Here is a 13,944-nt window from a genome sequence, read left to right as displayed (position 1 = left end):
ATGTCAAACAAACAAAGAAAGAGATAGGTTTGGAGAATCGTATGGAAGATAAATTAACATTGATTAAGGTTTTTGCTGGCACAAGCTCACAAGGGACAGTTTTAGAAGAGCTTCCTGCAGAGTGCCTAAGCGATCAAATATTCAAACTATGTGCATCTCCAGAGCTAGCTCTAGGTATTGCGAACGTGCGTTCTCTTTTGGTATGATGATCTCAACAGCAAGAAGACACATTTTGTGGTGGTGACAGCTTGATGATTCAGGAGTTGAGAAGGTACACAGTGCGGCAGCAAGCAGTGGAGATCATCTATTTGAAGAAGGATGGAGAGGCTAGCAGGCGTACGATCCGTGTGGTACATATTGATGTAAACAAAGGGAGCTTGAAAGCATACTGTTATATGAGGAAGGCGTATCGAGTATTTGTGTTGGATAACATTTTGGCGATCGCACCTGTGTCAGGGCATTTTGCCGGATAAAAGGCATCATCCTCGACGCCCCCAGCCTATTCCAGCTATACTATGTTATACTAAATAGGTAAACAACCTTCAAAAAAGAGGAAGGGCGGGGACAAACAATGGAGTTCTTCATTGTCATCGTCATCATGTTTTTGATCGTAGTATTTGTCTTGGCGTCCAAAGCTGCAAAAGGTGGAAGTGGGCGCTCTCATTCCTCTTCAGACAGCGGGGGCGGAGCCTTCTATGTAGACAGCTCTCACAATCATCATCATCGAAATCACGACTCAAACGATCGTTGGGATAGCTATGACAGCGGCTACGATAGTGGAAGTGGTGGTGGCGGAGATAGCGGAGGCGGCGGCGGGGGAGATTGACGCTGTTGCATTTTGTTTCATTATGGTACAATAACTGGGAAATATGATTCCAAACCTGAATGGTAGGTTTGCTAAAGGAGAGATGTTTTATGGTAGCCATCAAATTTGTTCAGAGTGTCGTAGTCGGGGTCACAGGAATCCTCCTTTCAAGCGAACAGTAATACCGTTCACCAGATGAGGATTCGACTGTGACTGGTTCTGGCTGATAGCCATATATTTAACCAATTGCAGGGGGAATCCGCAGTGAATCAACTAACCAATCAACAAGTATTGCAATCTATGGGCTGGAATGAGTATTTTGCTAATCATTTTGCCCCTTATGCCGAGCAAGGCTACAGTGTGGGACGTATCACACTCGAACATAAACGTATTTATCGTCTGTGGAGTGAGCATGGCGAACTCTTGGGCGAAGTAACGGGTAAGCTTCGTTATGAAGCCATCGGACGAGAAGATTTTCCAGCTGTCGGGGACTGGGTAGTGATCAGTGCCCGCCCAGAGGAAAAGAAAGCCTCGATTCACGGACTTCTTCCACGAAAGAGCAAGTTCTCCCGCAAAGTAGCTGGGGATACAGTGGAAGAGCAGATTGTGGCTGCGAACGTCGATACGGTTTTCCTCGTGAATTCCTTAAATAATGATTTAAATCTTCGCAGGATGGAACGTTATCTTATTCTTGCGTGGGAAAGTGGAGCCAATCCGGTGATTGTGCTTTCCAAAGCAGATTTGTGTGACGATCTGGATGCATGCATGGCAGAGGTAGAATCAGTTGCGATCGGAGTACCTGTTCACGTAGTCAGTGCCGAGCAGGGAGAAGGACTGGATCAGCTCGCACCGTACCTGGGCGAGGGCCAGACGATTGCCTTGATGGGTTCCTCTGGTGTTGGCAAATCCACTTTGATCAATAAATTGAGCGGAGCGGAGATGCAAAAAGTCAGTGGCGTGCGTGAAGGTGATGACCGTGGCCGCCATACGACGACACATCGTGAATTGTTCCGATTGCCGAGTGGTGCTCTGATGATCGATACGCCAGGCATGAGGGAACTCCAGCTCTGGGAGGCAGATGAGGGCTTCCGCGGTGCCTTTGACGATATTGAGTCCATTGCGGAAACATGCCGCTTCAATGATTGTAAGCATATGCGCGAGCCTGGCTGTGCTGTTCAAGCTGCCATCCTAGCTGGATCATTGGAAAAGGCACGCTTTGACAGTTACCTGAAGCTCCAACGCGAATTGGCACATCTGGCACGCAAAGAAGACGCAAGGCTTGCTGCTGCTGAAAGGGATAAATGGAAGAAGATCAACGTTCAAATGCGGCAGAAAAAACCGAAGAGATAAGTACGAGAGCCCTTGAGAAATCAGGGCTCTTTCTTTTATTAGGACAAGTAAGCGCTTCCTTTTGTTTTCAAAAATTAACGCTTGCTCACAACGCGGGACTTATGATAGATTTGGTCAATACTCGTTATTACACTTCGAAATAAATAAATAGATAGGTAGCTCGTATAATTTTGGGAATAAGGCCCAACCGTTTCTACCAGGTGACCGTAAATCACCTGACTACGAGTGAAAGTGCGTCTAGGGTTCCGTCTCTTTCTTTCCTATTCCAATCATAGGGTTGAAAGAAAGCTGGTCCGAGCGACGCAGGCACGAATGAATGTGTCACACCTAAGGGAAAAAAGCCCAGAGGGACAGTTTCACTTGGCGTTGGTCTGTTACGTAGCCCGCTTGTGACACTGTCCGCTCTGGGCTTTTTATATTTCAGCAGGCCGCAAGCAAAAGTGGCCGGAACCATATCCGAGGAGGAAGAATTGATGAAAGAATTACAAGAGCGCATCGTACAGGACGGCAAGGTACTGTCGGCATCCGTTTTGAAGGTGGATGCGTTTTTGAACCACCAGGTAGATCCACAACTGACAATGAAGATCGGACAGCGCTTTGCCGAGCTGTTCGCTGGTGAAAACATTACAAAAGTCGTGACGATTGAGGCAAGTGGAATTCATTTTGCTATGGCGACTTCCTTTGCTTTAGGTGTTCCCTTTATCTATGCGAAAAAGAAAAAAGCTGTCACGTTGACAGAGGAAGTATACTCTGCTCCTGTTCATTCCTTTACCCGTCAGGAAACGTATCAAATCAGTGTTTCCCGTCAGTATTTGTCCAAAGAAGACCGCGTATTGATTGTCGATGACTTCTTGGCTACGGGAGCTGCTCTGGTGGGTCTTACGAATATTGTCAAAGATGCCGGTGCTCATCTCGTAGGGGTTGGCGCTGTTATTGAAAAAAGCTTCCAGGAAGGCCGAGGTCTCTTGGAGCAAGCTGGCGTACGAATCGAATCATTGGCACGTATTGAATCGATGTCACCAGAAGGCATTCACTTTATTGAAGAAGAGCCCGCACGCGTATAATCAAAAAAATAATAGGAGGTAAGGGTTCACACATGCTAGCCAAACATAAGATTGTTACTTTGGGCTTACAGCACATTCTTGCCATGTATGCAGGAGCCGTCGTCGTACCGTTGATTATCGGTGGTGCTTTGAATCTGACTCCTACGCAAATCGCTTATTTGATTGCTGCCGACCTTTTCACTTGCGGAATCGCTACGCTCTTGCAGGTCCTTGGCACGCGTTATACAGGGATTCGCCTTCCCGTTGTGCTTGGCTGTACGTTTACAGCAGTAGGACCGATTATCGCCATTGCTTCTACGAGTAACCTAGCGACCGCTTACGGTGCCATCATCATATCGGGTATATTTGTTGTCTTGGCCGCTCCACTGTTTGGCAAGCTGCTGCGCTTTTTCCCAACCGTGGTACAAGGTTCGGTCGTTACGATCATTGGACTGTCGCTCATTCCCGTTGCAATGAACAACGCGGCTGGCGGACAAGGCATGCCGGACTTTGGACAACCGCACAATTTGCTTTTGGCTTTAGGAACGTTGGTTATCATTTTGCTTATTAATCGTTTCTTTACCGGATTTATTCGTGCGATTTCTGTATTGCTCGGATTGATTGTCGGTACGGCTGTCGCTTACATGATGGGGATGGTCAGCTTCGCAAGTGTTGCGGAAGCCTCTTGGTTTAGCGTGGTTGAACCGTTTTACTTCGGTACACCACAGTTCAGTATTGTGGCTATTGTTACCATGATTCTCGTCAACATCATCAGCATGGCTGAGTCCACAGGTGTTTACTTTGCACTCGGTAAAGTGACTGATACAAAAGTAACGGATCAAGATGTAGTCAAAGGATTGCGCGGGGAAGGGGTCGCAATTGTACTGGGTGGCATTTTCAACGCATTCCCTTACACGGCTTTTTCGCAAAACGTCGGCCTGGTTTCCTTGACTGGCATTAAATCGCGTGACGTAATGATTGGTGCAGGTGGAATTCTGGTCGTTCTCGGATTACTGCCAAAGCTGGCTGCGCTGACAACGGTTATTCCTAATGCAGTATTGGGTGGAGCAATGATCGCCATGTTCGGGATGGTTGTTGCATCTGGTATCAATATTCTCTCGCAGGTTGACCTGAACAAAAACGAAAATCTGCTGATCGCTGCATGCAGTATCGCTGTAGGACTTGGCTCTGCTGCGGTTCCTGCGATGTTTGATCAACTGCCTACGTTGGCAAAAATGATGCTGCAAAATGGTATCGTGACAGGTTCTTTGACGGCAGTCATCTTGAATATCGTGCTTGTTCACACGAATAAAAAAGCATCTCAGACTGCTCCGGCAAATGTAACTGTTTCGGAAGCGTCTTAACATCATTAGATAATGAACCAACCACTATTTCCTGGTTTGATAGGGAGTGGTGGTTTTTTTATTATGTGGCTGTGTTGGGGAGAAGAATATTTCCAGTCTAGGCTCCAGGCTCCGTCCCGCTGGGAGGGAGACTGCCCGCTCCGAAGGNNTCTCTGTCGTAACTGATTACATTCTTCATTCTTTTTAAAACCCGTTTAACACGGAAAACTCGTAGAGGAAACAGGAGAAAAAAGCGAAGATCTTTGGGACACCGACCGAGGCGCAATGAAAAAAAGAGAAACAAGCTCTTAGCGCCCACCTCTGAGAAACTTCCTGAATAGACCACTTTGGGCGCGGGTTTCACTTTTTTTCATGGAGCCGGGCAGTCAATCCCACAGCGGGTGGCCCTAGAATCTGAGCGTTTTCTCCTGTTTCCACCCACCACTACAGCCCGACCCCGACCGAGAGGTTTTTAAAAAAGGCTTCCCCGCAATGACAAGTGTCCAACAGTGCTGGCCAAGTTTTACATACGATGACCATGTAAAACAAACTACCTCCAGAAAGGAAGGGGTACTATGGCAACCTTTCAGGAAGCGCTCCTGGCCAAGAAGCATTTGGTCAAAAGGTGGAAGCGAATGCCGGGCGTAATTGGCATCGGGATTGGCTACGCAAACGGAAAAAACAAAAAAGGCGGCGCCTGCATTGTGATGTATACCGTCAATGCAAGTGCCGCCGTGAAGAAGACATGCCCGAGCTGCGTCCTTGTCAAAAGACAGGAGGCGACAGCCCATGTGTCCGTTCCTGTTCGAACCGTCACCTCTGGACGGTGCCATTGTCATCCTGCTGTACGACCCTCTGCAACGAATTATCGCAGCAGAATCCGACCTGTGATCGCTGGATATAGCATCGGCTACCCAGGGGCCTCCGGAACGGCTGGTTTAATCGTTGCGCGAGGAGGACAACGGTTTGTGTTGAGCAACAATCACGTCCTGAATCGTAACAATACGAGCGGCTATACCGAAACCATCCAGCCGGGCGGAGCAGACGGCGGCCGTTCAGGAAGGGATCGAATCGGACGCTTGTACCGGTATGTTCGACTTCGGAAAAACACAGGTAATCGAATGGATGCAGCGATTAGTATCCCTACTTCGAATCGACTCCTTTCCCCGCGTTACGCAACAGTGGGCAGAGTTCCAGGTGTGATTCGCTCGTATGGCATCGGACGCAGATTGAAAAAAGTAGGCCGTTCATCAGGGCTGGCATGGGGAACGGTCGAATCGATCCACACCGATATTGATGTCAGTTACGGGAACTACGGAGGACTGGGAACCATCCGTTTTCAGAATCAGACGGTCATCAGGAGTACGGTTCCCATCTCCTTGCCTGGAGATTCCGGCTCTGTTTGGCTGACTGCGGGCAACTACGCTGCGGCTGTGAATTTTGCTGGTTCAGCCAATGGAAGGCTCTCGATTTCGTATCCGGTTGTCTGGGCATTGCAAGCGTTTGGCGTCGGGATACCAAGAGCAGCTGGAAGAGTCGGCAGGTCAGTTGCCAAAGCCAAAAGAGTCAGGCGAACCAGCGCTCGTACTAGACCGCTATCTCCTGCGGAGTTAAACCGTGTCCAAACAAAAAAAGCTGCCTCCAAAAGGCAGCCGGGAAAGAAAAAGACGAAATAGATAATATCATTAGGAAACTTCTGTGGCTAGCTGATCCAGTACACTGAGAATGCGTTGTGATATCTCTTCAAGAGTATCGAACGTAGCTTCTGCTTCCTCAAGTTTTCCTTGTTTGACGAATTGGTAAATCCGCCGAACAGTTTCGTGGAACTGTCGATGAGGTGCTTCTAATTGCTTGAAAGAGGGCAAGGTGCTCACGGATGGATTGTTCAGGGCCTCGTCATACCAAATCCCCAAGCGGCATTGATGATGGTCGACGAGTTCTTTTTCATCAATGTGGTGATACCCAAGCATGAAGTTGTACAGCCACCATCTCCATAAGAGATGATCAGTTTTGACGATTCGCAAGTAATGCTTGGTCTTTATGTGGCTCGTTTGTGTGATGCTCAGCTTGTGCAGGCTGTTAATGCCAGCGCCAACATTATAGACGTTTTTACCTACATTTGAGACGTGCGAAGAGACCTGCTCCATATTCGTCAGGACTTGCGATATGCGCATCGAAATATCATCTGTGGCAGCAGACTGCTCTTGTGCCAATGCTGCGATATGTCCGGTGGAATGTCCGACAGCCTCAATATTTTGCACAATATCTCCTAATATCCCAATCGCATCGCGTGTTTGCATCACTTTATCGTTAAAATGGTCACTCATGAGAGTGGCCGTTTCTTTTACCTGGACAGCTTCATTCTGGACATTGTTGATTGTGGCTGTAATGCTTTGAACCGATTGCTTGGTCTGTTCGGCGAGCTTTCGTACTTCATCTGCCACGATAGCAAAGCCTCGGCCGTGTTCGTTGGCACGCGCTGCCTCAATTGACGCATTCAATGCAAGAAGATTGGTTTGATCGGCAATATTGCGGATGACTTGGACGACCTGAGAAACTTCTGCAATGGATGTCATTAATTGCGAAGTTTTTGTTTGCATCTCTTGTAATTCATCTGCCATGGAAAGAAAGCTGGTTAATGAATCTTGGATAATATCCTTGCCCATCGTCGCTTGCTCGATTGTAGTGGAAGCACTCTCTGCGACAGAGACGGCTGATTGAGCCACTTTTTGCACAGATTCGCTTAGTTGCTCAGCAGCAGATCCTACATTGCCAGCTTCCTCAGTCGTATCCTCAAGCGTGTCCAGCACATGCTTGAATTTATCGATCTGAATCACCAACTCCAGAACTTCGCCCAGACGATCAATGACTTTGTAATCATTGTCCTCCTGATACGATTGGAGGACGATTTGCGAATCAAGCGTGATGATCTTCATGAGTGCCAACAGAACAGAAGATAATTCCTGGGGACGTTTCGAATAGGTGTTGACGATTGCGGGAATCAAATATTCATAGACCCGCAAGTAAGAGCCTGTATACCATTCTGGCGCAAGTCCAATTTTGCTGTGGACCTCTCCGATTTTCCTGCGCCCGGCTACATAGGCATCGTCTAGCTTGGCGTGTGGAAGCGATTGCAAATAGTGACGAAAGGAAACGGCCAATCGGTCAACCGTCGTATGCGTTTCGATAGTCTGCATAAGATGGGAATATTGACGAAGCATGTGGTAATGACGCTCTGTAATGGACTCTAGGTGTTCTGCTAGGAGTGGTTCAATTTGTTTCAACCGATCAAGGTCTGTCTGATTCATTTGCAAAAAATGAACCTTCCCCGTTAGCTGATCGGACATTTGGACATCGCTTTTTTGAATTGAGGCTGTAACGGTTTGGGCGCCACGCTTACCAAACATAAAATCCCTCCATATGTTTACGAAAAACGGGCCTATTCATAAGGGGAATAGGCCATAAGTGCTTTATAGATTATAGCATTCGCGTACGGAGTTGAAACTTTGGAACTATTGTGATTTTGTGAAAAGTATATTAAGAAATGGCAACATCATCGATTATTCAAAAAAGGTCATGTGATGCTTTTCGTCCCGGTAGTAAGCGAGACGGTCCTGAAGAGTGCCTGTATGTAATTCAAACTTATGTCCATCAGGGTCGGTAAAATAAATGGAACGCTTATCCCGCTCCGCACGATCCCGTCCATGCAAAATGGTAACGTCATGCTTTTCCAAATGAGCGTACCACTCATCAAATGACTCTTCTGTGATAGTGAAGGCCATGTGTGTATAGGAGTGAGCAATTTCATTGCGTGGGATGTCCGGTTCTTCATTCAGGGCCAACCAGTAGCCATTTAAGTCAAAGTAAGCCAGCTTGCGACCACGTACTAATGGTTTGGCATGCAGGACATCCCGATAAAAACAAAAAGATTTCTCGAGATCTGAGACAGAGAAAAGCAAATGATTCAATCCTTGAAGTTGCGGCAATATGTCCCCCACCTTTTTAGCAATAATTCTTGCAACTATTGCTATTGTATGGGGAAAACAGGCAAACCACCAGTCTATTCCGGGTCTGCCTGCATTTGTTTAGGATTGGCTTTGTTGAGCTTTCGCTTGGGTTTGCAGCGTGGATTGGACTTGGGACACCATCGTTTGCGCTTGGGCAATTTCCTGAGACGCTTGTTTCAAGGCTTCTTCAGCGAGCTGCGGATTGGCTGCAGATTGCTCAATCGCTTGCGTAATCATATTTTTTGCCAGCGTGGTGGCTACCTCTGCTTTTTTAAGCGAGTCCGTGTTAATTTGGCTAGGCATTGCTATACCTCCTGCGGGTTTTCATGATGGGAATACCATATTAATTTGCCCTGCACGCAACGGTTTATGTATATAGATACGCGTCCAACCGTTTTCCTCACACGATGCATAGTCTGACAGGGGGAGGGACGCCAGATGAAGAAGCAATGGGTGCAGGTCATTCGATTGGCAGAGCAAGCTTTCTTTACGATTATCTTTTCAGCGCATAAGCGGGTGAGGGATCGCGGAATCATTTTGCCAAAGCGGTTCAATTCCAAATGGAAAATTCGCCGTTTCCTGCAAAAATTCATGACGCCTTGTCTGGCAAATCGAGTGATCGGCAATCTTGATTTGCGGCGAATAAACGGACGACTCGCGATCCCGGTAGGTGATACGATAGGGGCGCCACCGATTGTAAAATCACAGGTCCTGTCTTCGGGCAGCAGGTGTGCGACGATTGTGGTATGGTTTGCCTTCGATTCCAGTGATCGATTTTTCCGTGTGTATCAGTTGAAAAAGCTTTCGAATGGGCGCTGGATCGTTGTAGGGCGTCATCCGCTGGACTATCCGTTTAATCTTCCGCAGGATTTCTTGAAACGACAAATACCATGTGGGAAAATCTGTACACCATGGAGAGTGAAGTTAAATACTAGGAAAAAATAACTATATTCCAAAAAAATCCGGTATTGATATTGGTTCAATTTGCCTGTATAGTATGTAAGTGTTGCGATACTTATCGGAAATTGTCGAATGAGAGAAGGTCCGATATGGTTGGCAATCGGGAAGTAGCTCAGCTTGGTAGAGTACTTGGCTTGGGACCAAGGGGTCGCAGGTTCGAATCCTGTCTTCCCGACCATGTTTTCATTTGAATAGGCCGGTATGGCGGAATTGGCAGACGCGCGCGACTCAAAATCGTGAGGGAAACCGTGGGGGTTCAAGTCCCTCTACCGGCACCAGCAATCTATACATATGGTTTTCGTTATAAGGTGGGGAACAGTGAGTAGGCCTGTTTCTCACTTTTTTTCTTACAATCATCTTCCATGATACGAGTCCTACATACACCTATGAAATCAACTTATACTGTCTTTCATTTATCTAAAAAACTCAATACACGTCCATTAACGTATTCTGGCTGTTCCATCGACAAAACGTGGCCAGCATTTTTTACGATTTCCGCTTCAATACCGGGAACAAAAGTCGAAGCACGATGTAAGGCAGATTGCGGGTCATAAATGACTTCGTGCTCGCTAAGTAATAAGAGAGTCGGAACTTTTACTGATTTTAATTCGTCGTCAGTGAAAACATACGGGAATCCATCAGCTTTAGGTTTTTGATTTCTTAATTCATCCTGCCACATAACTCCTGCATGAAACTGTTTTGCAAAATTTGGATGTAACACGTAACGATCTCCCATCATCCACTTTAAAAAATTCTCAACTCCGTTAGGCACAAAAAGGCCAAGTGCGTATTTGTAGAAATTTGGATGAAAGGACACGAAAGTTTCCGCAGGACTAAGTAATACTGCCTTTTCTACTCTCTCGGCCGCACGCAAAACAAAATTCATAACATGAAGCCCACCAAGCGAAAGTCCAACCAAATACGCCTTTTTGATACCCAGATTATCAAACACTTCAAGAAGCCAATCAGCGTAACCCGTTCTCGTACCGTTTAAATCTACAGGGATACTTTTGTTCTTATCACCTATGATATCAATTGCATATGTTCGGTATTTGCTGCTCCATTCGGCAATATTTGGATACCACATGGTGGAACTAAACAATACTCCGTGCAGCAATAAGAGTGGTGGTGCATTCTTTGGTCCACTTGCAATGATATGCGTTTGACCAAAACGGGTAGGTACATAAAATGTTTCGTGATGAACTGGCCAAAGAGCGAGGCTTTCTTCATAGGTTTGATAATAGTGAATGCCGCTATCACTTAGTGATGGAATGATCGGTGCATGGTTAGACATACAAATCTTCCTTCCAATCCAGTTTAAATTGATGGGTAAATACGTGAGGGAAATCTGAGTTTCATCTGAAACAGCTTTCAATAAAAATATAATACAGCATTTTTTCATCGTCAATCGTTCTATACAGAACAATGGAATAAATCGATTGTAACAGGATTTTAAAAATAGTATAACAGTGTGTTCTCTTTGCTTTGCTTCATTCCTTTAGCTTGATAAAACACGTTTTTACATCCATAGGGGAGCAAGCGTCTCGCTTGTTTGCCGATCTTTGCCCTGATGCTGCCACCTTTGAAATGGGAAAAGGGACCAAAGTTGTCATGTACATACCTACTCCCGAGGGGATGCATGCTTGATCCATGTACCTGCTGTCTTTTCCTTTTGTACCTGCTACAATAACGTAGTATAGAAGGAAAAGGAGGCGAGAACGTTGAGACTTGCAGGAAAACAAGTGGTTTGCTTCGTCGAAAGTGAATTTGAGGATCTCGAGCTCTGGTATCCGGTGATGAGACTGCGAGAGGAAGGCGCTACCGTCCATTTCGTCGGCCCGAAGGCGAACCACGTCTACATAGGGAAGTACGGTGTACCGTGTGAGACTGACAAAGCGATGGCTGATGTCAATCCTGCCGACTATGCAGGCGTACTCGTTCCAGGAGGGTGGGCACCTGACAAACTGCGCCGCTATCCGGAGGTGCTGTCGTTTGTGGTTGCGATGCACGAGGCGAAAAAACCGATTGGACATATTTGTCATGCCGGTTGGGTGCTGGCTTCCGCAAAAATTTTGCGCGGGGTAACTACAACATCGACACCGGGCATTAAAGATGATATGGAGAATGCAGGCGCGATTTGGGTAGATGAAGAGGTTGTGGTAGACGGTCACATCGTGGGTTCCCGTAGACCGCCTGATCTGCCTGCGTATGCCAAAGCGTTTGCTGATTTGCTCGCACAACAATAGGAAAAAGGAAGAAAGGGCTTGCTCGCATAGACGGGTACGCTCTTTTTCTTATTGATTCATTTTTTCTGTCTGCCTTGTTACAATATAAGGAAGAATCTTCATTCTATTAGGGGATGATAAGGTGTTCAAAAATCGGGATCATGTCCCATTAGTAAATGACATGGCTAGCAACGCACGTCTACCAGAAAATACGCTTCTCCCACCAAATTCCCACCGAAATACGCCACCCGTTTTACAACTCGCCAAAAAAATAGGAAACAAGGCAATGACGAAGCTGCTGCAAAATCAAAAGGAATCTTCAATACCTGTCATCCAAAGGAAACTCAATCAAGACAATCTTAATAAAATGAAAGCGGACAAGCCAGATACATACGAAAAAGATGATTTCGAAAATGCCGTCGGAGATGACGGGAAATTTACGGATGTGAAAGCGGATAAAGGACTTCCAACCTTTTGGGGGCTATTAAGGGAGGTATACGGGGAAGGAAATTTGAATCAATCGTTTTTCCATTTTACAAAAGAATTAGGCGATACATGCGACCGGCCACATTCCGTTACCGCTGAGATCACTAAAAACGGGTGGAATTCTGACCGTGATGCGTCAGCACTTGTGACGGCTATCGGCAATCTTGGTTATGAAGAATCGCTCATACGTGATGGGAATGATAAGCACCGAGTAGCCAGTTATAATGGGGGTCATTTGGTTGGCTATCAGATTCTACGGGGAGAAAAAGCAGATCAGCAATGGAATGTTGCTCCACAAGATAAGAAAAATAATCAACAATCGTATAATAATACAATCGAGGCAATGCTGCGAGGGGCAGACGTCGGAACCAAGTATGAGTACACCGTTGAATTGCAATACGATCAATATAACTTTTCCGTGGATCAGGATCAATTGAAGAAACGGAGTATATTGAAAGAAATAGACTCGGATAAACCTTGGGAAATTCAGCTTCCGGTAAGAATTCCGTTTAAATGGGATGCCACTGCGCTAATGATCAATGATGGGCAATTTGGTCCTCCGACAGACGGCTCATCTTCTTATGATCAGTATTCGCAAACCATGGACGAAGCGAATTTGGATTATACAAAAGAAGACACCGCTGCCAGATACAATCTATGGTTAGCAGACGATTCAGGCGATAAAAAACTTTTTGATAAAAATTCCGAAGACTTCGATGATATCGAATGGGTGAAAAATATTCACTTTTCCATGCATCAAGCACTACCGACTGATCGAAAGAAAAATAAGAATCCGATCAATTGGAAGGGAGAGGAAGGAAAGAAAGTAGCCTACTTTGGTGATGTTCAAAAAGGAAGGGCCGCAAAGTCCGCCAACGGTTTAGGAAAGGCAGAAAAAATTCTGGAGCAAAACAAACAGCTTATCCATGAGATTGAAGCCATTGAAGACGTAAAAAAGCCAGCAAAATTTGAGCTTCTTCCCAAAAAAGAAATCAATAAAAACATTCATGGTCAAATAAAAGGCTTCTTTATCACGCGGTTAAATGAATGTCAGATCAAAAGCGATTATCAAAAGCTACGTAGTGCGAATGAAGATTGGCTAGATTTGTTTTCCGTTCGACAGGAAGAATTGGAAATCTTACAGTTGGGAAAGGAAACATGGAACGAACTAGCCACGAAAATAAATGAACAAGCAAGTTCGGTACAGATCGAAGAACATATAAAATCGCTTACGGAACTGAAGCGGACCTTATTAAAAATAAAAGATCACCGAGAAAGTCGTTGGTTATATAAGGGAGTAGTAGATGCAACCTATCCTGAATATGCAAGGAAACTAGCGGAGTGCATAGCAAATTCAAAACAAGATTATTTGCGTTTGATCAATCTAAAAAGGATAGTTGGGGAGCTTAGAGAGGAAGAGGAGGAATTGGATGAACAAATAGAAAGCTCCAAAAAGAAAGTGAAAAGAGAGGAGATCACATCGAGGATGCAAGCAAAAGAACGCATGCAAGTACTCTTGCAACAAATCTATGAACTCGAAAATGAAATCCAAGGTCTCGAAAGTCGGCAAAATAATTATAATCGTGTAACGTATGAAGAATTTTTAAATAGCAAGTGAACAAAGAAAGTAAGCAAGGGCTTGCACAAGATGATGAGTAAGCCCTTGTTTTGATGTGATAGAGGTTTTGTTACGAATTGGAGTTATTCCGTTTCTTCCAGGGCGGA

The 13,944-nt window shown here is 45.7% G+C and carries 14 protein-coding genes, 2 tRNA genes and 1 riboswitch; of the genes, 12 read left to right on the top strand and 4 right to left on the bottom strand.

Features of this window, described 5'->3' with window-relative positions; all coding sequences use genetic code 11:
* The first annotated feature begins 41 nt into the window (after positions 1–41).
* The 7 genes from C7R91_RS29290 (at position 42) to C7R91_RS05505 (ending at position 6,217) form a co-directional block, all read left to right on the top strand.
* On the top strand, positions 42–206 hold the full coding sequence (locus C7R91_RS29290; protein ID WP_160309989.1) for a hypothetical protein: 165 nt from the start codon (positions 42–44) through the stop codon (positions 204–206).
* 45 nt (positions 207–251) lie between these two features.
* Positions 252–473, top strand: coding sequence for a WYL domain-containing protein (locus C7R91_RS05535; RefSeq protein WP_047071549.1), 222 nt, complete (start codon positions 252–254; stop codon positions 471–473).
* A 98-nt stretch (positions 474–571) separates the two neighbouring features.
* Entirely contained in the window at positions 572–826 is a 255-nt protein-coding gene (locus C7R91_RS05530; RefSeq protein WP_047071550.1) for a hypothetical protein, read from the top strand.
* 243 nt (positions 827–1,069) lie between these two features.
* Positions 1,070–2,155 carry a ribosome small subunit-dependent GTPase A gene (gene rsgA, locus C7R91_RS05525; protein WP_083995121.1) on the top strand — a complete coding sequence of 362 codons (1,086 nt, stop codon included), beginning with the start codon at positions 1,070–1,072 and terminating at the stop codon, positions 2,153–2,155.
* 140 nt (positions 2,156–2,295) lie between these two features.
* Positions 2,296–2,397, top strand: a riboswitch (purine riboswitch).
* A 231-nt stretch (positions 2,398–2,628) separates the two neighbouring features.
* Entirely contained in the window at positions 2,629–3,219 is a 591-nt protein-coding gene (locus tag C7R91_RS05520) for a xanthine phosphoribosyltransferase (protein ID WP_015892653.1), read from the top strand.
* A 32-nt stretch (positions 3,220–3,251) separates the two neighbouring features.
* Positions 3,252–4,562: a nucleobase:cation symporter-2 family protein gene (locus C7R91_RS05515; RefSeq protein ID WP_047071551.1), complete on the top strand. Its 1,311-nt coding sequence runs from the start codon at positions 3,252–3,254 to the stop codon at positions 4,560–4,562.
* A gap of 554 nt (positions 4,563–5,116) precedes the next feature.
* On the top strand, positions 5,117–6,217 hold the full coding sequence (locus C7R91_RS05505) for a chymotrypsin family serine protease (RefSeq protein ID WP_047071552.1): 1,101 nt from the start codon (positions 5,117–5,119) through the stop codon (positions 6,215–6,217).
* A 9-nt stretch (positions 6,218–6,226) separates the two neighbouring features.
* Here the strand turns inward: C7R91_RS05505 and C7R91_RS05500 are convergent, their stop codons facing one another.
* The 3 genes from C7R91_RS05500 to C7R91_RS05490 all read right to left on the bottom strand — a co-directional run bounded on the left by C7R91_RS05500 (position 6,227) and on the right by C7R91_RS05490 (position 8,851).
* Positions 6,227–7,948 (bottom strand): protoglobin domain-containing protein, encoded by a 1,722-nt coding sequence (locus C7R91_RS05500; RefSeq protein WP_047071553.1) that lies wholly within the window; start codon positions 7,946–7,948, stop codon positions 6,227–6,229.
* 153 nt (positions 7,949–8,101) lie between these two features.
* Positions 8,102–8,527, bottom strand: a complete 426-nt coding sequence (fosB, locus tag C7R91_RS05495; protein ID WP_047071555.1) for a metallothiol transferase FosB — start codon at positions 8,525–8,527, stop codon at positions 8,102–8,104.
* A gap of 99 nt (positions 8,528–8,626) precedes the next feature.
* Positions 8,627–8,851 (bottom strand): hypothetical protein, encoded by a 225-nt coding sequence (locus tag C7R91_RS05490; protein ID WP_047071558.1) that lies wholly within the window; start codon positions 8,849–8,851, stop codon positions 8,627–8,629.
* A 135-nt stretch (positions 8,852–8,986) separates the two neighbouring features.
* Here C7R91_RS05490 and C7R91_RS05485 point away from each other — a divergent pair, with 135 nt between their 5' ends.
* The 3 genes from C7R91_RS05485 to C7R91_RS05475 all read left to right on the top strand — a co-directional run bounded on the left by C7R91_RS05485 (position 8,987) and on the right by C7R91_RS05475 (position 9,786).
* Positions 8,987–9,493, top strand: coding sequence for a hypothetical protein (locus tag C7R91_RS05485; protein ID WP_047071559.1), 507 nt, complete (start codon positions 8,987–8,989; stop codon positions 9,491–9,493).
* Positions 9,494–9,609: 116 nt separating this feature from the next.
* Positions 9,610–9,686 (top strand) — tRNA-Pro (locus tag C7R91_RS05480).
* 17 nt (positions 9,687–9,703) lie between these two features.
* A tRNA-Leu gene (locus C7R91_RS05475) sits at positions 9,704–9,786 on the top strand.
* Between the two features lie 131 nt (positions 9,787–9,917).
* On the opposite strand, the gene C7R91_RS05470 is transcribed toward C7R91_RS05475, so the two are convergent.
* Complete coding sequence (locus tag C7R91_RS05470; RefSeq protein WP_047071560.1) at positions 9,918–10,802, bottom strand: carboxylesterase; 885 nt, start codon at positions 10,800–10,802, stop codon at positions 9,918–9,920.
* Between the two features lie 427 nt (positions 10,803–11,229).
* On the opposite strand from C7R91_RS05470, the gene C7R91_RS05465 reads away from it, so the two are divergent.
* Both C7R91_RS05465 and C7R91_RS05460 read left to right on the top strand, forming a co-directional pair.
* On the top strand, positions 11,230–11,754 hold the full coding sequence (locus tag C7R91_RS05465) for a type 1 glutamine amidotransferase domain-containing protein (RefSeq protein ID WP_047071561.1): 525 nt from the start codon (positions 11,230–11,232) through the stop codon (positions 11,752–11,754).
* Positions 11,755–11,875: 121 nt separating this feature from the next.
* The gene (locus C7R91_RS05460; RefSeq protein WP_047071562.1) at positions 11,876–13,837 is read left to right on the top strand and encodes a hypothetical protein; all 1,962 of its coding nucleotides are present in this window, start codon (positions 11,876–11,878) and stop codon (positions 13,835–13,837) included.
* Positions 13,838–13,944 lie beyond the last annotated feature (107 nt).

The organism is Brevibacillus formosus (assembly GCF_003013405.1).
Taxonomy (GTDB): domain Bacteria; phylum Bacillota; class Bacilli; order Brevibacillales; family Brevibacillaceae; genus Brevibacillus; species Brevibacillus formosus.
This window is presented reverse-complemented; position numbering and strand designations above follow the sequence as displayed.